16 protein-coding genes are annotated in these 16,697 nt (G+C 67.3%); 7 read left to right on the forward strand and 9 right to left on the reverse strand.

Annotated features, from left to right (window positions below; genetic code table 11):
* Genes J7J08_RS01090 through J7J08_RS01100 form a run of 3 tightly spaced genes read right to left on the reverse strand, consistent with a single transcriptional unit; the run spans position 1 to position 2,295 of the window.
* On the reverse strand, positions 1 to 354 hold the full coding sequence (locus J7J08_RS01090) for a hypothetical protein (RefSeq protein ID WP_214900688.1): 354 nt from the start codon (positions 352 to 354) through the stop codon (positions 1 to 3).
* Positions 351 to 1,826, reverse strand: a complete 1,476-nt coding sequence (gene sufB / locus J7J08_RS01095; RefSeq protein WP_214900690.1) for a Fe-S cluster assembly protein SufB — start codon at positions 1,824 to 1,826, stop codon at positions 351 to 353. The genes J7J08_RS01090 and sufB overlap by 4 nt, the downstream gene beginning before the upstream one ends.
* A 16-nt stretch (positions 1,827 to 1,842) precedes the next feature.
* Positions 1,843 to 2,295, reverse strand: a complete 453-nt coding sequence (locus tag J7J08_RS01100) for an SUF system Fe-S cluster assembly regulator (protein WP_214900692.1) — start codon at positions 2,293 to 2,295, stop codon at positions 1,843 to 1,845.
* 132 nt (positions 2,296 to 2,427) lie between these two features.
* Here J7J08_RS01100 and J7J08_RS01105 point away from each other — a divergent pair, with 132 nt between their 5' ends.
* On the forward strand, positions 2,428 to 2,895 hold the full coding sequence (locus J7J08_RS01105; RefSeq protein WP_214900694.1) for an SET domain-containing protein-lysine N-methyltransferase: 468 nt from the start codon (positions 2,428 to 2,430) through the stop codon (positions 2,893 to 2,895).
* 87 nt (positions 2,896 to 2,982) lie between these two features.
* On the opposite strand, the gene J7J08_RS01110 is transcribed toward J7J08_RS01105, so the two are convergent.
* The 4 genes from J7J08_RS01110 to J7J08_RS01125 all read right to left on the reverse strand — a co-directional run bounded on the left by J7J08_RS01110 (position 2,983) and on the right by J7J08_RS01125 (position 5,274).
* Positions 2,983 to 3,579 (reverse strand): DUF1439 domain-containing protein, encoded by a 597-nt coding sequence (locus J7J08_RS01110; RefSeq protein ID WP_214900696.1) that lies wholly within the window; start codon positions 3,577 to 3,579, stop codon positions 2,983 to 2,985.
* A 158-nt stretch (positions 3,580 to 3,737) separates the two neighbouring features.
* Positions 3,738 to 4,268, reverse strand: coding sequence for a hypothetical protein (locus tag J7J08_RS01115; RefSeq protein ID WP_214900698.1), 531 nt, complete (start codon positions 4,266 to 4,268; stop codon positions 3,738 to 3,740).
* A 40-nt stretch (positions 4,269 to 4,308) separates the two neighbouring features.
* Positions 4,309 to 4,617, reverse strand: a complete 309-nt coding sequence (locus tag J7J08_RS01120; RefSeq protein WP_214900700.1) for a DUF3861 family protein — start codon at positions 4,615 to 4,617, stop codon at positions 4,309 to 4,311.
* Between the two features lie 258 nt (positions 4,618 to 4,875).
* Entirely contained in the window at positions 4,876 to 5,274 is a 399-nt protein-coding gene (locus J7J08_RS01125) for an HU family DNA-binding protein (RefSeq protein WP_068854576.1), read from the reverse strand.
* A 384-nt stretch (positions 5,275 to 5,658) separates the two neighbouring features.
* Between J7J08_RS01125 and J7J08_RS01130 the strand changes: the two genes are divergently transcribed.
* The gene (locus J7J08_RS01130; RefSeq protein WP_214900702.1) at positions 5,659 to 6,093 is read left to right on the forward strand and encodes an OsmC family protein; all 435 of its coding nucleotides are present in this window, start codon (positions 5,659 to 5,661) and stop codon (positions 6,091 to 6,093) included.
* Positions 6,094 to 6,192: 99 nt separating this feature from the next.
* Here the strand turns inward: J7J08_RS01130 and J7J08_RS01135 are convergent, their stop codons facing one another.
* Entirely contained in the window at positions 6,193 to 7,068 is an 876-nt protein-coding gene (locus J7J08_RS01135) for a PhzF family phenazine biosynthesis protein (RefSeq protein ID WP_214900705.1), read from the reverse strand.
* A gap of 174 nt (positions 7,069 to 7,242) precedes the next feature.
* Here J7J08_RS01135 and J7J08_RS01140 point away from each other — a divergent pair, with 174 nt between their 5' ends.
* From J7J08_RS01140 to J7J08_RS01155, 4 genes are all read left to right on the forward strand, one after another.
* Positions 7,243 to 9,846 carry a bifunctional aspartate kinase/diaminopimelate decarboxylase gene (locus J7J08_RS01140; protein ID WP_214900707.1) on the forward strand — a complete coding sequence of 868 codons (2,604 nt, stop codon included), beginning with the start codon at positions 7,243 to 7,245 and terminating at the stop codon, positions 9,844 to 9,846.
* Positions 9,847 to 9,887: 41 nt separating this feature from the next.
* The gene (gene murL / locus J7J08_RS01145) at positions 9,888 to 11,240 is read left to right on the forward strand and encodes a UDP-N-acetyl-alpha-D-muramoyl-L-alanyl-L-glutamate epimerase (RefSeq protein ID WP_214900709.1); all 1,353 of its coding nucleotides are present in this window, start codon (positions 9,888 to 9,890) and stop codon (positions 11,238 to 11,240) included.
* Entirely contained in the window at positions 11,221 to 12,630 is a 1,410-nt protein-coding gene (gene murD / locus J7J08_RS01150; RefSeq protein WP_214900711.1) for a UDP-N-acetylmuramoyl-L-alanine--D-glutamate ligase, read from the forward strand. Before murL ends, murD begins: the two co-directional genes overlap by 20 nt.
* A 204-nt stretch (positions 12,631 to 12,834) precedes the next feature.
* A complete protein-coding gene (locus tag J7J08_RS01155; RefSeq protein ID WP_214900713.1) occupies positions 12,835 to 13,629 on the forward strand; it encodes a dienelactone hydrolase family protein in 795 nt (264 codons plus the stop codon).
* Between the two features lie 89 nt (positions 13,630 to 13,718).
* On the opposite strand, the gene J7J08_RS01160 is transcribed toward J7J08_RS01155, so the two are convergent.
* Positions 13,719 to 14,717, reverse strand: coding sequence for a polyprenyl synthetase family protein (locus tag J7J08_RS01160; RefSeq protein WP_214900715.1), 999 nt, complete (start codon positions 14,715 to 14,717; stop codon positions 13,719 to 13,721).
* A gap of 193 nt (positions 14,718 to 14,910) precedes the next feature.
* On the opposite strand from J7J08_RS01160, the gene J7J08_RS01165 reads away from it, so the two are divergent.
* Positions 14,911 to 16,524, forward strand: coding sequence for an alpha-glucosidase family protein (locus J7J08_RS01165; RefSeq protein ID WP_214900717.1), 1,614 nt, complete (start codon positions 14,911 to 14,913; stop codon positions 16,522 to 16,524).
* The last annotated feature ends 173 nt before the right edge of the window (positions 16,525 to 16,697 follow it).

Consider the following 16,697-nt stretch of genomic DNA (forward strand, 5'->3'; position numbering starts at 1 on the left):
TCAGTTTTCGTCGCTAATATTGGGATGGGGAGATGCGTCAGCGGTTTGCGCGGTACAGAGATCGGAGAGTCTCCTGATCGCGTCTTTTCGAGTGCTGAAGCAAAGGATGGGGCCCGTTAGAACAACAAAAGCGGAAGCAAATATGCCGACAATCAGAACGACCTTGAATTGCGGCAGTTCCAAATAGGCCTTCGTAAACGCAAACATCAATCCAAGCGCAGGGATCGAAGCGATGAATGTGCCTACCAACCACTGATTGCCTCTGGCTAAATCCACCTTGGCAAGCTCAAGCTGAACGTCGCGATTAAGATGGGTATATCGCTTGGCACGCGTCTCAATGAATCTCGCAATCATCCGACCGATCCTTCCAACGAAACGTCCAGCAGTTTCTTCGCTTCCACCGCAAACTCCATCGGCAGCTCCCGGAACACCTGCTTGCAGAAGCCATCCACGATCATCGACACCGCGTTTTCCTGGTCGATGCCGCGCGCGCGGCAATAGAACATCTGGTCATCGGAAATCTTCGACGTAGTGGCTTCGTGCTCCACCGTAGCGCTCGGGTTCTTCACCTCGATGTACGGGAAGGTGTGCGCGCCGGAGGTCTTGCCGATCAGCAGCGAATCGCACTGGGTGTAGTTGCGCGCGCCATCGGCATTGCGGTCCACCTTGACCAGGCCGCGGTAGGTGTTCTGGCCGCGGCCGGCGCTGATGCCCTTGCTGATGATCTTGCTTTTGGTGCGCTTGCCGATGTGGATCATCTTGGTGCCGGTGTCGGCCTGCTGGCGGTGGTGGGTCAGCGCCACGGAGTGGAACTCGCCCACCGAATCGTCGCCCAGCAGCACGCAGGACGGGTACTTCCAGGTGATCGCCGAACCGGTCTCGACCTGGGTCCAGGTGACCTTGCTGCGCGCGCCACGGCATTCGGCACGCTTGGTGACGAAGTTGTAGATGCCGCCCACACCGTTCTCGTCGCCGGGGTACCAGTTCTGCACGGTGGAGTACTTGATCTCGGCATCGTCCAGCGCCACCAGCTCGACCACCGCGGCGTGCAGCTGGTTCTCATCGCGCATCGGCGCGGTGCAGCCTTCCAGGTAGGACACGTACGCCTTGTCTTCGCAGATGATCAGGGTGCGCTCGAACTGGCCGGTGTGGCCGGCGTTGATGCGGAAGTAGGTGCTCAGCTCCATCGGGCAGCGCACGCCCTTGGGAATGAACACGAAGCTGCCATCGGAGAACACGGCCGAGTTCAGCGCGGCGAAGTAGTTGTCGCCGACCGGCACCACGGTGCCCAGGTACTGCTTGACCAGTTCGGGGTGCTCCTTGATGGCTTCGGACATGGAGCAGAAGATCACGCCCTTCTCGGCCAGTTCCTTGCGGAAGGTGGTGCCGACCGAAACCGAGTCGAACACCGCGTCCACGGCCACGCCGGCCAGCCTGGCGCGCTCGTGCAGCGGCACGCCCAGCTTGTCGTAGGTGTCCAGCAGTTCCTTGGGCACGTCATCCAGCGAGGCGTACTTCGGGCCCTTCGGCGCGGAGTAGTAGCTGAGCGCCTGCAGGTCGATGGCGGCGATCTGCAGCTTGGCCCAGTTCGGCATCGGCATGGTCAGGAAGTGGCGGTAGGCGTCCAGGCGCCACTGCGTCATCCACTCCGGCTCGTCCTTCTTGGCCGACAAGGCACGGATGGTGTCCTCGTCCAGGCCGGGCGGCAGCGAATCCGATTCGATGTCCGTGATGAAGCCGGCCGAATACTTGCGGCCGAGCTGCTCGTGGATCTCGCGGTTGGGGGTGTCGCCGGGGGCGACGGTGTCGAGGGTATCGGTGGCCATGGGGGCTGCCTGTGGATCAGGAGACGACATCCGCCGCGATCACGCGGCGGGTGGCATCAACAAGGGGAAGAGGGGGCAGGATCTGCGCCAGGGTGACCTTGCGCAGTGCGTCGGACACCACGTCGTTGATCAGCCGCCAGCTGCTGCGCGCGCCGCATTGCAGCTCGCGTCCGCACTGGCTGTGGTCGTGCGCGCACTCGGTCAGGCCCAGCGGGCCCTCCATGGCTTCGACGATCTCGAACAGGCTGATCTGGTCGGGGCGGCGGGTCAGCCGGTAGCCGCCGCGCACGCCGCGCAGGCCTTCCACCAGCCCGGCCTGCGCCAGCGGCTTGAGCAGCTTGCTCACGGTGGGCGGCTCGAGGCTGGCGAATTCGGCCAGTTCGGTCGCGCTGAGTACCTCGCCCGGGCGAGCGGCAAGGACGGTCAGGACGACGGTGGCGTAATCGGTAAGCTTGGTAACGCGGAGCATGGGGAGGGCAGAGCCATAAAGCGGACTGAAATTGTACGCTTTTATGCTGGCGCTTCCAACCCAGCCTGTTCAGCTGGTCACAATCACAAAGATTAAGCGAGAATCGACCATCCCAACGTAACGGCCAGCCAGATGCCCAAGAAGATCCAAGCCCGCAAGTCCACCATTCACGGCAACGGCGTGTTCGCGCTGGCGCCGCTCAAGAAGGGTGAGCGGGTCATCCAGTACAAGGGCCTGCTGCGCAGCCACGCCGACGTGGATGCCGATGATACCGGGGATGTGGAAAGCGGCCACACCTTCCTGTTCACCCTGAATGACGATTACGTCATCGATGCCAACTACAAGGGCAACGATGCGCGCTGGCTCAACCACAGCTGCGACGCCAACTGCGAGGCGGTCATCGAGGAAGCCGAGGGCGACAACCGCCGCGAGGACAAGGTGTTCATCGAGGCCATCAAGGACATCAAGCCCGGCGATGAGCTGACCTACAACTACGGCATCACCCTGGCCGAGCGCCACACCGCGCGCCTGAAGAAGATCTGGGAGTGCCGCTGCGGCTCGAAGAAGTGCACCGGGACGATGTTGCAGCCCAAGCGCTGAAGGCGCTTGGGCGGGTAGCGCCGGCCGTTGGCCGGCCCATGCATGAAATGCGTTTCCCGAGGGCCGGCCAACGGCCGGCGCTACCGATTATTTGCCCAGCACCCCGGCCGGCACCAGCGCGCCCAGATCCTGGTTGAAGGTGACCACCAGCTTGCCGTTCTGGACCTGGGCCGACTGCACCTGCAGCGCGCCGAGCAGGGCGCCTACGGTCGGGTCGATCTTGTAGATCGGCTCGCGCCGGGCGTAGTCGACCAGGAACGTGTTGAGCAGGCCGCGGGTACGCGAATCGAGCTTGCCGCCGTTGTTGGCCGGGGTGAAGTCGTCCACCGTGGGCTGGTCCAGGTGGAAGCCCTGGGTCTGCGCGTCGTAGCGCAGGCCGCTGCTCAGCTTCACTTTACCCAGCGGTGCGGGGGCGCTGCCGGCGGTGGCCAGTGCCACGTCGAAGCCAAGATCGAGGCGGTTGCCCTGTGGCAGGGTGAGCTTGGGGTGGCTCATGGTCATCGCGATCAGGCCGCCAAGGGCGTCCTGGGTGCGCGGGAAGCTGCCGTCCAGGTACTGCTGGACATCGGTGGCGCCGACCGACAGTTCGCGGCCGGAGATGCTCGGCGCCGCCTGTGCGCCGACGGCGGCGGCAATGAGAACGGTGCAGGCGGCAATGCGGGTGAGCAGGGGGCGTAGCTTCATGATGGCCGGGCGCTGGAGGGAGACGTTGACACGATAGCGCGTTGGGCTGAATCGGCGCTTCATGGGAGCGGGTACGGTTTGCGCTCAGCCACGCAGGGCGTGGCTCTACCGAGTGCGGCTGCCGCGGACGCGTAGCGCCACGCCCTGCGTGGCTGGCGCTAATCCAGCGCGGGTTGCAGCGAGGCGCTGAGTATTTCCCAGCCGCTGCCGTCGGGGCGAGGCTGCAGGCGGTACCAGCCCTGGACGCGGAAGGTTCCGGTAGCGGTGATGGCGCGGACGCGGACCGGCACTTCGCGCAGGCGTGAGGGCTGGGCAGTGTCGCGGGCAATGGGACTGTCGGTATCCACGCGCAGGTTGCGCAGGTCCTGGATGTCGCGCAGCACCGCGTCGTCGGGGCGGGTGCTGGTGCGTCCGCCGCTCCAGTAGGCGTCCGAAGCGCGGCGGTCGCTGTCCAGCAGGGCATACATGTAATTGCGTACCGTGGTTCCCTCATCGACCGCGCCCGGCGCGACCGCGCTCAGCACGGGTGTCGCCACGTTGGCCAGTTCGGCGGCCGTAGGCGACGCATCGTCGCCAGGCGGCGCGGTCGCCGTGGGCTCGGTTTCCTCATGCGCGCTGCTGGCGACCGGATCGGGCTGGCAGGAACACCCGGCAAACAGCAGCGGCAACAGGAACACGATTCGACGCATGGCACACCCTCCCCGGTGGAGGGAAGAGTGTAGCGGTGGTTCAGGGCGCGCGCTGGATCGCATCCAGGGCGCTGAGTACTTCGTCCAGTTTCGGCTGCAGTGCGGTCAGTGGGTGCGTGGGCTCTTCGGCATGGCGGCGCGCCAGGTCCTGCAGGAGCTGGGTGGCGACGATGGCCGCGGCGCGCTCGTCGCCGCTCAGGCCGGCGTGGCGGCGGGCGGCTTCCAGCAGCCGCATCCAGTCCTGCTGGGCGCGGTGTTCCAGTTCGATCGTGCAGCGTCCGCTGCACTGCAGCCCGTCCTTTTCGATCGGGGTAACGGTGATGCGATAGCGTTGCGAGGGGCTGGCCATGGCGGTGCACTGTGGGGGGATGGCCCACCTTAGGCGTGGCGACGGGGCCGGGCGACAGGCGCGGCCGCACGCAGTGTTCCACCCTGTGCGTTCCGGTGCTGGACGCACCGGCCGCGAGGGCCGTGGTGGCTGGGTTTGCGCGGGCAGGCGCGGCGCGGGGAGGGTTTGGCAACGCTGTGTTTCGCCGCCCGGGCGATGCCCAAAAAAGAACGGGACGGCCATGGCCGTCCCGTCCGGGTGCTGCAGGAAGCGCGCTGATTACAGCGCGGCGTCCTTGAGCTTCTTGAGCGGACGCACCTTCAGCTTGGTGGTGGCCGGCTTGGCGGCGAACCACTGCTCTTCCTTGGTGAACGGGTTGATGCCCTTGCGCTTCGGCTTGGCCGCAACGCTGACGGTGGTGATCTTCAGCAGGCCTGGCAGGGTGAAGCTGCCCGCGCCCTTCTTGTGTACCGAGGAGGCCACTGCGGTTTCCAGCGAGGCCAGCACAGCGCGGACGTCCTTGGCGACAACGCCAGAGGCTTCGACGATGTGTGCAACCAGGCCGGACTTGGTCAGCACTTCCTTGATCGGCTTCGGAGCTGCCGGCTTTGCGGCGGCCTTCGTAGCGACTTTCTTCACTGCCTTCTTCGGGGCAGCCTTCTTAGCGGTCTTTGCCATGGTTTCCTGTTCCGTGATCGGTTGGTTGGGTGGTCGCGCCGAACCCATCGGCAACCGAAATGTAGGGCAACAATGCGGCCGCGCCAATAGGCAATCGCATAAAAGTTCGGGTTTTCTGCGTTTTCGGTTACTGCAGTGCATCAGGACATGCCCGGAAATGTGGTCGCCGCGCACGCCCTGGACCGGGACCGGTCCGCCGGAGTCCCTGCCATCGGAGGCTGGAAATGGCTTGGAAACAGCCTCTTTCGGCGCGGCGGCGCGGAATGGCCAGGGGTGCTGCCGCGAACCGGCGCGTCCACTCGACGCAGTCCGGCCCGGCCAGACACGGTGCTAACGCCCGCCGGTCTAACCTGCAGTGGCCATTCACCCACAGAGGAAGAACCGATGGGCATTTCGCGTCACGCCACCGCGCACTGGGAAGGTGACCTCAAGACAGGCAAGGGACAATTGAGCACGCCGCAGAGCGGCCTGCTGGACAAGACCCGCTATGCCTTCAGCAGCCGCTTCGGCGATGAAAAGGGCACCAACCCGGAAGAGCTGATTGCCGCCGCGCATGCCGGCTGCTTCACCATGGCGCTGTCGGCCAAGCTCACCGAAGCCGGCTTCGTGCCCACCTCGCTGGACACCGAAGCCAAGGTCGACCTGTCGATGGAGGGCGGCCCGCAGCTTTCGCAGATCACCCTGAAGGTCAAGGCGGTCGTGCCGGGCATCGACGCCGCGCAGTTCCGCGAGATTGCAGACGACGCCAAGCAGAACTGCCCGGTGTCCAAGGCGCTGAGTGCGGTGCCGACCAGCCTGGAGGCGGAGCTGGCCGGTTGATGTCGGATGTCAGGGGGCGGGCTGCCCGCCCCCCGTAGCGACACGCCACGCGTGTCCCACGTGGTGTCATGGATCGCGCAGGACACGCGTGGCGTGTCCCTACCAGGTGATCTGCCCCGCTATCACCGTCTGCACCTGGCCGCCGGACCAGACCTCGCCTTGCGCATCCACATGCAGGGTCAGGCGTGCGTCGTGGCCTACCTCGCGACCCTGGCTGACCACATAGCTTCCATCGCGCCCGGGCAGGGCACCGCGACTGTCCAGCCACGCAGCCAGAACGGCATTGGCCGCACCTGACGCCGCATCCTCGAAGCGACGGCCATTGCCGACGAAGGCACGTACCGCCAGGTCGAACGCACCGCCCACGCTGCGCGCATAGGCGAACACGCCCATGCTGTCGGTGCCCTCGGCCAGTGCCGCGATGGCGTCCCAGTCCGGCGACAGCGCGCGCAACGCGGCTTCGTCGGCCAGTTCCACCACCCACCAGCTGCGGCCGCCGGCCATGCGTGCCGGTGGCAAGCCGCCCAGCGGCCAGCCGGCCAACGCGGCCTGCAGGCGCGGATCGCCCGCCGTAGTCACCTCGGCCACCGACGCGCGCGGTGTGCGGATGGCGATGCTGCGCGCGGCACCTTCACCCACCACCCGCAGCGGCAGGGCGCCGGCGATGCCGTCCTGCACCAACACACCGTCCACCGGCGCGGCCAGGCCGGCGTCCAGTACCGCATGCGCGGTGCCTACGCTGGGGTGGCCGGCGAACGGCACTTCCTTCTGCGGGCTGAACATGCGGATGCGGTAGCTGGCCCCTGGTGCCCGCGGGGGGAACACGAACGTGGTTTCCGGCAGGCGGGTCCAGCGGGCGATGGCCTGCATGCGCGCGTCGTCCAGGCCCTCCGCGTCCAGTACCACGGCCAGCGGATTGCCGGCGCCGGGATAAGGGGAAAACACGTCAAGCTGGAGGAAGCGGCGGGTGGTCATGGCAGGTCGGTCGGGTAGCACGGCCGGGCAGCTTAACAAGGGCGCGCCGGGCATTTCCGGCAGGGCAGCCATTGCCGCCGCGCAGGCCCTGCCGGGGCGTGGCTTGGCATAGAATCAGAGGTTCGGCCCGGCGTGCCGGGTCGATCCCCCCACTACCTACCCATTCTTACCTCCATGTCAGCTTCCCCCCTTGTCGATCGCTGGATCGTACTGAAGTTCGGCGGCACCTCCGTGTCGCGCCGTCACCGCTGGGACACGATCGGGAAGCTGGCGAAAAAACGTGCGGAAGAAACCGGCGCGCGCGTGCTGGTGGTGGTGTCGGCCCTGTCGGGGGTGACCAATGAACTGACCGCGATCGCCGATGGCGCCACCGACAGCCGCGCCCGCGTGGATGCGCTGGTGGCGCGCCACCGCGGGTTCCTGGCCGAGCTTTCGCTCGACGCCGGCGCGCTGGATGTGCGCCTGGCCGCGCTGCAGGGGCTGCTGGATGACCCGCGCGCCGCGGCGCGCCCGCTGGAATGGCAGGCCGATGTGCTGGGCCAGGGCGAACTGCTGTCCTCCACCCTCGGCGCGGCCTACCTGCATGCCAGCGGCCTGGATTTCGGCTGGATGGATGCACGCGAATGGCTGCAGGCGCTGCCGCCACAGCCCAACCAGAGCGACTGGTCGCAGCGCCTGTCGGTCAACTGCCAGTGGCGTTCGGACGCCGAGTGGGCCGCCGGCTTCCGCGCCCAGCCGACCCGGATGCTGATCACCCAGGGCTTCATCTCGCGCCACGCCGATGGCGGCACCGCCATCCTCGGCCGCGGCGGCTCGGACACTTCGGCCGCCTACTTCGGCGCGCTGCTGGGGGCCAGCCGTGTGGAAATCTGGACCGACGTGCCGGGCATGTTCAGCGCCAACCCCAAGGATGTGCCCGACGCGCGCCTGCTGACCCGCCTGGACTATTACGAAGCGCAGGAAATCGCCACCACCGGCGCCAAGGTGCTGCACCCGCGCTCGATCAAGCCGTGCCGCGATGCGGGCGTGCCGATGGCGATCCTGGACACCGAACGCCCCGAATTGCCGGGCACCAGCATCGACGGCAACGCCGCACCGGTGCCGGGCGTGAAGGCGATCAGCCGCCGCAACGGCATCGTGCTGGTGTCGATGGAAGGCATCGGCATGTGGCAGCAGGTCGGCTTCCTGGCCGATGTGTTCGGGCTGTTCAAGAAGCACGGGCTGTCGGTGGACCTGATCGGTTCGGCCGAAACCAACGTCACCGTGTCGCTGGATCCGTCCGAGAACCTGGTCAATACCGATGTGCTGGCCGCGCTGTCGGCCGACCTGTCGCAGATCTGCAAGGTCAAGATCATCGTGCCGTGCGCGGCGATCACCCTGGTCGGGCGTGGCATGCGTTCGCTGCTGCACAAACTTTCGGACGTGTGGGCGACCTTCGGCCGCGAGCGCGTGCACATGATTTCGCAGTCGTCCAACGACCTCAACCTGACCTTCGTCATCGATGAAGCCGACGCCGATGGCCTGCTGCCGATCCTGCACGCCGAGCTGATCGACAGCGGTGCGATGCCGGTGGAAGAGGGCGAGGTGTTCGGCCCGCGCTGGCGCGAAATCGCCGGCACGGTCCGCCCGCGCGAGACCGCCTGGTGGCGCGGCCAGCGTGAGCACCTGCTGCACCTGGCCCAGGCCGGCACGCCGCGCTACGTGTACAACCTGGCCACGGTGCGTGCCCGCGCCCGCGCGCTGGCCGCGATCAAGCCGATCGACCAGCGGTATTACGCCATCAAGGCCAACAGCCACCCCGCGATCCTGGAGTTGCTGGAGCTGGAAGGCTTCGGCCTGGAATGCGTGTCGCATGGCGAACTCAAGCACGTGTTCAACGTGCTGCCGACGCTGTCGCCGCGGCGGGTGCTGTTCACCCCCAGCTTCGCGCCGCGTACCGAATATGAAGCGGCGTTCGCGCTGGGCGTGACGGTCACCGTGGACAACGTGGAAGCCCTGCAGCGCTGGCCGGACCTGTTCCGCAACCGCGAACTGTGGCTGCGCGTGGATCTGGGCCGCGGCGAAGGCCACCATGCCAAGGTCCGCACCGGTGGCAAGGACTCCAAGTTCGGCCTGCCGATCGCCCGCGTGGACGAGTTCGTGCGCCTGGCCGAAGCGCTGGGTACCCGCGTGGTCGGCCTGCATGCGCACCTGGGCAGCGGCGTGGAAACGGCGCAGCACTGGCGGCTGATGTGCGATGAACTGGCCGGTTTCGCGCGCCGGATCGGCAGCGTGGAAACCATCGATATCGGGGGGGGATTGCCGATTCCGTACAGTGCCGACGACGAGCCGTTCGACCTGGACGCCTGGGCCGTGGGCCTGGCCGAGGTCAAGGCGGTACACCCGGCGTTCCGCCTGGCGATCGAACCGGGCCGTTACCTGGTGGCCGAATCGGGCGTGCTGCTCACCACCGCCACCCAGGTGGTGGAGAAGGATGGCATCCGTCGCGTGGGCCTGGATGCGGGCATGCACACGCTGATGCGCCCGGCGCTGTATGACGCCTGGCATGACATCGAGAATCTCAGCCGCCTGGGCGGATATTCCGAGGCATTGTTCGATGTGGTCGGGCCGATCTGCGAATCCAGCGATGTGTTCGGCAAGCGCCGCCGCCTGCCGGTATCCACCGCGCCCGACGACGTGATGCTGATCGCCGATGCCGGCGCCTACGGCTACGTCATGGCCAATACCTACAACCAGCGCGAGCTGCCGCGCGAGGACGTCATCGACGATGTGCCCTGAGCGCCTCCCGTTGGTTCCCTTATTGCCTCACCGGACACCCCATGACTGCTTTCGATAAACACCAGGTTGCCTGCTTCCGCTTCGTCCGCTGCGACTTCGCCGCGGATACCGGCGTGGCGCAGCTGGTCTACGCCTTCGACAACGGCCCGGAGCTGGTCGAGACGGTCAGCATTCCCGGCGCGCCGTTCGTGCTGGACGACGCCCGCGCCGACGCCGTGCAGCGGGCGCTGCGCCTGCTGCACCTGTTCGCCGGCGTCAGCTATTACAAGGCCGCCGTGCCGGAGCAGGTGCGGATCGACAGCTACAGCATCGATGCCGACACCGCTGCGCTGGTGGAAACGGTGTACCTCAACGGGCTGGGCGAATTTGCCTACCGCAACGGGCTGAACCTGCGCGGGCGGTTCCGCCTGCCGGTGGAAGGCGAGGCGGTCAAGGCGGCAGCCGTGGACCTGCGCGGGCACGCGCTGGTGGCCATCGGCGGCGGCAAGGATTCGCTGGTCAGCATTGAAGCGCTGCGCACGCTGGGCATCGCCGAAACGGTGACCTGGATCGGTGGCTCGCAGCTGATCCGCGCCTGCGCCGAGCGTACCGGCCTGCCGATGCTCAACATCGGCCGTACCCTGGCCCCGGAGTTGTTCGAGCTCAACCGCCAGGGCGCGTGGAACGGGCATATCCCGGTCACCGCGGTGAACTCGGCGATCATGGTGCTGGCCGCGCTGCTGCAGGGCGTGGACCAGGTGGTGTTCTCCAACGAGCGCTCGGCCAGCTACGGCAGCCAGATTCCGGGCACCGGTGAAGTGAACCACCAGTGGTCCAAGGGCTGGGCCTTCGAGCAGGCCTTCGGCGAACACCTTGAGAAGCATGTGGCGGCGGATCTGCAGTACTACTCCCTGCTGCGCCCGCTGTCGGAGCTGGCGGTGGCACGCCAGTTCGCCAAAACCGATTTCTACGACGCGCATTTCTCCAGCTGCAACCGCAACTTCCACATCCTGGGCGAGCGCCCGGTGAACCGCTGGTGCGGCGTCTGCCCGAAGTGCCACTTCGTGTTCCTGGCCCTGGCGCCGTTCATGCCCAAGACCCGGCTGGTGCGCATCTTCGGCCGCAACCTGCTGGACGACCTGGAACAGGCCGGTGGCTTCGACGCGCTGCTGGAATTCCAGGACCACAAACCGTTCGAATGCGTGGGCGAAGGCCGCGAATCGCGTGCGGCCATGGCGACCCTGGCCACGCGCCCGGAATGGAACGAAGACGCGCTGGTGAAGCGCTTCATCCAGGAGATCCAGCCGCAGCTGGACGGCGCCGAGCTGCAGATCGACCCGTTGCTGGTGCTGGAAGGCGAGCACCGCATTCCGGCGGCGATCTGGGAGCGCCTGCGTGCGAATTTCGCAGCTTGAAGGCAAGCGTGTAGCGCTGTGGGGCTGGGGGCGTGAGGGGCGTGCGGCGTTCGCCGTGCTCAGCCAGCGCCTGCCCGCGTTGCCGCTGACCCTGTTCTGCCCCGAGGCCGAGGCTGCCGTGGCGCGTGCCGAGGCCGGCAGTGCGCTGCAGGTGCGTTCAGATGTCACTGGCGATGCGCTGGCCGCGTTCGAGGTGGTGATCAAGTCGCCGGGCATCAGCCCTTATGGCGAGGCGGCCGTTGCGGCGGCCGGGCGCGGCACGCAGTTCATCGGCGGCACCTCGCTGTGGTTTGCCGAACATGCCGATGCCGAGGGCACCGTGCGCGACACCGTGTGCGTGACCGGCACCAAGGGCAAGAGCACCACCACTTCGCTGTTGGCCCACCTGCTGCGCGCCTCGGGTGCGCGCACCGCGCTGGTCGGCAACATCGGCCTGCCGCTGCTGGAAGTGCTGGATCCGCAGCCCGCGCCGGCGTACTGGGCGGTGGAGCTGTCCAGCTACCAGACCGGCGAGGTGGCCCGCAGCGGCGCGCACCCGCAGGTGGCGGTGGTGCTGAACCTGTTCCCTGAACATCTGGATTGGCACGGCAGCGAAGCGCGCTATATCGAAGACAAGCTGGCGCTGGTGACCGGCGCGGCACCGCGCATCGCGGTGCTCAACGCGGCCGATCCGCACCTGGCCGCGCTGACCCTGCCGGACAGCGAGGGGGTGTGGTTCAACCAGCCCGACGGCTGGCATATGCGCGGGGAGTGGGTGTATCGCGGCGGGCAGGCGGTATTCGACACGGCCCATACGCCGCTGCCGGGCCGGCACAACCGCGGCAACCTGTGCGCGGTGCTGGCGGCGGTGGAAGCGCTGGGCCTGGACGCGGTGGCATTGGCCCCGGCGGTGCAGGAGTTCCGCCCGTTGCCGAATCGGTTGCAGACCATCGGTTCGCGCGGCGGCGTGCGCTTCGTCAACGATTCGATCAGCACCACGCCCCATGCGAGCCTGGCCGCGCTGGAGTGTTTCGCCGGCCAGCGCATCGCGCTGCTGGTGGGCGGGCATGACCGTGGGCTGGACTGGCAGGATTTCGTTCAGCACATGGCGCACGACGTGCCGCCGGTGCAGATCGTCACCATGGGCGCGAATGGCCCGCGCATTCATGCGCTGCTGCAGCCGCTGGCGGATGCCGGGCGATTTGGGCTGCAGGCGGCGGCGGATCTGGATGAAGCGGTGCGCCTGGCCTGTGCCGCGCTGGGCGCGCAGGGCGGGGTGGTGTTGATGTCGCCGGGGGCACCGAGCTACGGCGTTTACCGCGATTACGTCGCCCGCGGCCGGCATTTCGCTGAACTGGCCGGGTTCGATCCGGACCAGATCACCGCGATTCCCGGCATCGGCATCGCCTGACCCATTGGACACGCATGGCGGTTCGTGGACGTGTCCGGCATGGCTTTGACACGCCATGCGTGTCAAAGCCATGATCCTGCGCACGTACACGAGCCATGCGTGTCAAAGCCACGCCGAACACGCCCGCGCACCGCCATCCGCCGGGCCCCCACGGCATCACATACCCTGTGCTTACATAAGGCCTCTTTCCGAAGGAGCAGGCGCATGAAGCAGCAATGGCAGTGGGGTGCGGCACTGGTGCTGGGCATGACGGCGTTGCCGGCGCTGGCCGCGATGCAGGCCAAACCGGTCGAATGGAAGCACGACGGCACCACCTTCAGTGGCGTGCTGGTCTACGACGACGAAGACAGCGACAAGCGCCCCGGCCTGGTGATGGTGCCGAACTGGAAGGGCGTGAACGAATCGGCCATTGCCAAGGCCAAGCAGCTGGCCGGCGACGACTACGTGGTACTGGTGGCCGATGTCTACGGCAAGGACGTGCGCCCGAAGACCGATGCCGAGGCTGGCCCGGTGGCGACCAAACTTCGGAATGACCGCCCGCTGCTGCGTGCCCGCGCGCTGAAGGCGCTTGAGGTGCTGAAGGCGCAGGCCGGCAACGCGCCGCTGGACGCCTCGAAGATCGGTGCGGTCGGCTTCTGCTTCGGCGGCACCACCGTGCTGGAACTGGCCCGCGCCGGCGCGCCGCTGGCCGGCGTGGTCAGCCTGCATGGTGGGCTGGGCTCGCCGCTGCCGGCCAAGGCCGGTGGCACGCATCCGTCGGTGCTGGTGCTCAATGGCGCCGACGACAAAGGCGTGAGCAAGGAAGACATTGCCGGCTTCGAGCAGGAAATGAACACGGCCAAGGTCGATTGGGAGTTCACCAACTACAGCGGCGCGGTGCACTGCTTCGCCGAAGCCGACGCCAACAACCCGCCGGGCTGCCTGTACAACGAGCGGGCGGCGAAGCGGGCGTGGAAGAGCCTGGATACGTTCTTCGAGGGGTTGTTCGACAAGCGGTAATCGGTGGCTGGGAATCGGTAGCGCCGGCCGTTGGCCGGCCCAGGCGGTACGTGGGCCGGCCAACGGCCGGCGCTACCGGAGGTCCCGCCTTAGTGCGAGCGCTGCACCGCGTAGCGGGCCAGGCCGCGCAGGGCGGCCACCGCATCGTTGTCGGCCAGGCCGTCGAGCGCGCGCTCGGCGGCATCGGCGTATTCCTCGGCGCGGCGGCGGCTGTATTCCAGCCCACCGGTGGCGTGGATGGCGGCCAGCACTTCCGGCATCGCCTCGGCCTCGCCGTTCTGGACGATGCCGCGCAGGCGCTCGCGGGTGGTGGCATCGGAATGGGCCATGGCGTGGATCAGCGGCAGGGTAGCCTTGCCCTCTGCCAGGTCGTCGCCCAGGTTCTTGCCCAGCTCATCGGCATTCGCCGAATAGTCCAGCACGTCGTCGGCGATCTGGAACGCGTAGCCCAGCTGCATGCCGTAGTCATACAGGGCCTGCTGGGTGGTCGCGTCCACGCCACTGGCCAGCGCACCCAGGCGGGTGCCGGCGGCAAACAGCACCGCGGTCTTGCGCTCGATCACCCGCAGGTAGGCCGCTTCGTCGGTATCCGGGTTGTGCACGTGCAGCAGTTGCAGCACTTCGCCTTCGGCGATGCGGTTGGTGGTGTCGGCCAGGATCTGCATGACCGGCATGCGGTCCAGTTCGACCATCAGCTGGAAGCTGCGCGAGTACAGGAAATCGCCGACCAGCACGCTGGGGGCGTTGCCCCACAGCGCATTGGCGGTGCTGCGGCCGCGCCGCAGGCTGGATTCGTCCACCACGTCGTCGTGCAGCAGGGTCGAGGTGTGGATGAACTCGATGATCGCCGCCAGCTGGTGGTGCTCCGGGCCGGCCTGCCCAACGGCGTGGCCGGCCAGCATGACCAGCATCGGCCGCAGGCGCTTGCCGCCGGCGGAGATGATGTGGTCGGCGATCTGGTTGATCAGCACGACATCCGAGGACAGTCGGCGGCGAATCAGCGCATCCACGGCGGCCATGTCGGGCGCGGCGAGCGACTGGATCTGGGGCAGGCCCAGCGCGGGGCGGGTGTCTTCGGTGATGGTCATGCGGTCTGACTTTCAGGCTTGGGCGGAATTATAGGCGGTGCGGACGTATTCCGCCCGCGAAGGCGTTCCGGGGGCCGGGCAGGGCGTGAATACGTATGCAAGCGGCGCCACCGCCGAGGGCGCGCCGCTAAGCTTGTCGGGTACGTTCTGGCGCCCTGGGAGGGCGCCCTGGAAGCCCGGAGGGGGGCCCTCGATGACGCAGACTCCATGGTGGCGCGGTGCCGTCATCTATCAGATTTACCCGCGCAGTTTCCTGGATGCCAACGGCGATGGCGTGGGCGACCTGCCCGGCATCATCGAGCGGCTGGACTACGTGGCTTCGCTGGGCGTGGACGCGATCTGGATTTCGCCGTTCTTCACCTCGCCGATGGCCGATTTCGGCTACGACATCGCCGACCACCGTGATGTGGACCCGCTGTTCGGCACGCTGGCCGATTTCGACCGGCTGCTGGCCAAGGCGCATGCGCTGGGCCTGAAAGTGATGATCGACCAGGTGTTCAGCCACACCTCGATCGAGCACGCCTGGTTCCGCGAGAGCCGCCAGGACCGCACCAATCCCAAGGCGGACTGGTACGTGTGGGCCGACCCGCGCGAGGACGGCACCCCGCCCAACAACTGGATGTCCATCTTCGGTGGCGTGGCCTGGCAGTGGGAGCCGCGCCGCGAGCAGTATTTCCTGCACAACTTCCTGGCCGACCAGCCGGACCTGGATTTCCACAATCCGGCCGTGCAGCAGGCCACCCTGGACTACGTGCGGTTCTGGCTGGACCGCGGCGTGGATGGCTTCCGCCTGGATTCGATCAACTTCTGCTTCCACGACAGGCAACTGCGCGACAACCCGGCCAAGCCGCTGGAAAAGCGCCTGGGCCGGGGCTTCAGCACCGACAATCCGTACGCTTACCAGTACCACTACTACAACAACACGCAGCCGGAGAACCTGCCGTTCATCGAGCGCCTGCGCGGGCTGCTGGACGAGTACCCGGGTGCGGTCAGCCTGGGTGAGATTTCCGCCGAGGATTCGCTGGCGACCACGGCCGAGTACACCGCGCCGGGCCGCCTGCACATGGGCTACAGCTTCGAGCTGCTGGTGAAGGACTACAGCGCCGCCTACATCCGCGACACCGTGTCGCGACTGGAAGCGACCATGACCGAAGGCTGGCCGTGCTGGGCGATTTCCAACCACGACGTGGAGCGCGCGGTGACCCGCTGGGGCGGGCATCCCGCGCAGCCGCGTCTGGCGCGCCTGCTGGTGGCGGTGCTGTGCTCGCTGCGCGGCTCGATCTGCCTGTACCAGGGCGAGGAGCTGGGCCTGGGCGAGGCCGACGTGCCGTTCGAGGCGCTGCAGGACCCATACGGCATCACCTTCTGGCCGAACTTCAAGGGCCGTGATGGCTGCCGCACGCCAATGCCGTGGCTGGATGCACCGCTGGCCGGGTTCACCAGTGGTGAGCCGTGGCTGCCGATTCCGCAGGAGCACCAGGCAAGCGCGGTGGCCGTGCAGGAACATGACCCGCACTCGGTGTTGAACGCGTTCCGCCAGTTCCTGGGGTGGCGGCGGACGATGCCGACGCTGTTGCGGGGCGACATCCGCTTCCTGGAGACGGCCGAGCCGGTGTTGATGTTCGAGCGCGTGCATGGTGGTGAGACGCTGCTGCTGGCGTTCAATCTGTCGGCCGAGGCGGTGCAGGTGGCGTTGCCGGAAGGGGAGTGGAAGGCGCTGCATGTGCCGGGGCCGGATGCGGGCACGGCCGAAGGCGCGCAGTTGCATTTGCCGGCGCAGGCGATGTATTGCGCGCGCCGCGCCTGATTCACGATTTCCGGTGGTGTTGATGGGCGGAGCCGTGAGGTTCCGCCCTTTTTTATGGGTGACGGTAAAAGCGGGCTGCGTTTCGGGGTCATGCCCTACAGGATGTGGCCACCGCTATCGGCGGTCGATCGGGATGCGACCCTACTGGCGCCGGCCGCTGTAGCCGCACGCCG

The sequence above is a fragment of the Stenotrophomonas sp. ISL-67 genome (assembly GCF_018612915.1).
Taxonomy (GTDB): domain Bacteria; phylum Pseudomonadota; class Gammaproteobacteria; order Xanthomonadales; family Xanthomonadaceae; genus Stenotrophomonas.

What these genes read in the sequence shown, in the direction of transcription:
- J7J08_RS01120 (WP_214900700.1), bottom strand. Translation starts at nt 4,617, where the DNA reads ATGGCCAGCCCCTCGCAACGCTATCGCATCACCGTTACCCCGATCGAA.
- J7J08_RS01155 (WP_214900713.1), top strand. Translation starts at nt 12,835, where the DNA reads ATGAAGCAGCAATGGCAGTGGGGTGCGGCACTGGTGCTGGGCATGACG.
- J7J08_RS01130 (WP_214900702.1), top strand. Translation starts at nt 5,659, where the DNA reads ATGGGCATTTCGCGTCACGCCACCGCGCACTGGGAAGGTGACCTCAAG.
- murL (WP_214900709.1), top strand. Translation starts at nt 9,888, where the DNA reads ATGACTGCTTTCGATAAACACCAGGTTGCCTGCTTCCGCTTCGTCCGC.
- J7J08_RS01165 (WP_214900717.1), top strand. Translation starts at nt 14,911, where the DNA reads ATGACGCAGACTCCATGGTGGCGCGGTGCCGTCATCTATCAGATTTAC.
- J7J08_RS01160 (WP_214900715.1), bottom strand. Translation starts at nt 14,717, where the DNA reads ATGACCATCACCGAAGACACCCGCCCCGCGCTGGGCCTGCCCCAGATC.
- J7J08_RS01125 (WP_068854576.1), bottom strand. Translation starts at nt 5,274, where the DNA reads ATGGCAAAGACCGCTAAGAAGGCTGCCCCGAAGAAGGCAGTGAAGAAA.
- J7J08_RS01135 (WP_214900705.1), bottom strand. Translation starts at nt 7,068, where the DNA reads ATGACCACCCGCCGCTTCCTCCAGCTTGACGTGTTTTCCCCTTATCCC.
- J7J08_RS01105 (WP_214900694.1), top strand. Translation starts at nt 2,428, where the DNA reads ATGCCCAAGAAGATCCAAGCCCGCAAGTCCACCATTCACGGCAACGGC.
- sufB (WP_214900690.1), bottom strand. Translation starts at nt 1,826, where the DNA reads ATGGCCACCGATACCCTCGACACCGTCGCCCCCGGCGACACCCCCAAC.
- J7J08_RS01110 (WP_214900696.1), bottom strand. Translation starts at nt 3,579, where the DNA reads ATGAAGCTACGCCCCCTGCTCACCCGCATTGCCGCCTGCACCGTTCTC.
- J7J08_RS01100 (WP_214900692.1), bottom strand. Translation starts at nt 2,295, where the DNA reads ATGCTCCGCGTTACCAAGCTTACCGATTACGCCACCGTCGTCCTGACC.
- J7J08_RS01090 (WP_214900688.1), bottom strand. Translation starts at nt 354, where the DNA reads ATGATTGCGAGATTCATTGAGACGCGTGCCAAGCGATATACCCATCTT.
- J7J08_RS01115 (WP_214900698.1), bottom strand. Translation starts at nt 4,268, where the DNA reads ATGCGTCGAATCGTGTTCCTGTTGCCGCTGCTGTTTGCCGGGTGTTCC.
- J7J08_RS01140 (WP_214900707.1), top strand. Translation starts at nt 7,243, where the DNA reads ATGTCAGCTTCCCCCCTTGTCGATCGCTGGATCGTACTGAAGTTCGGC.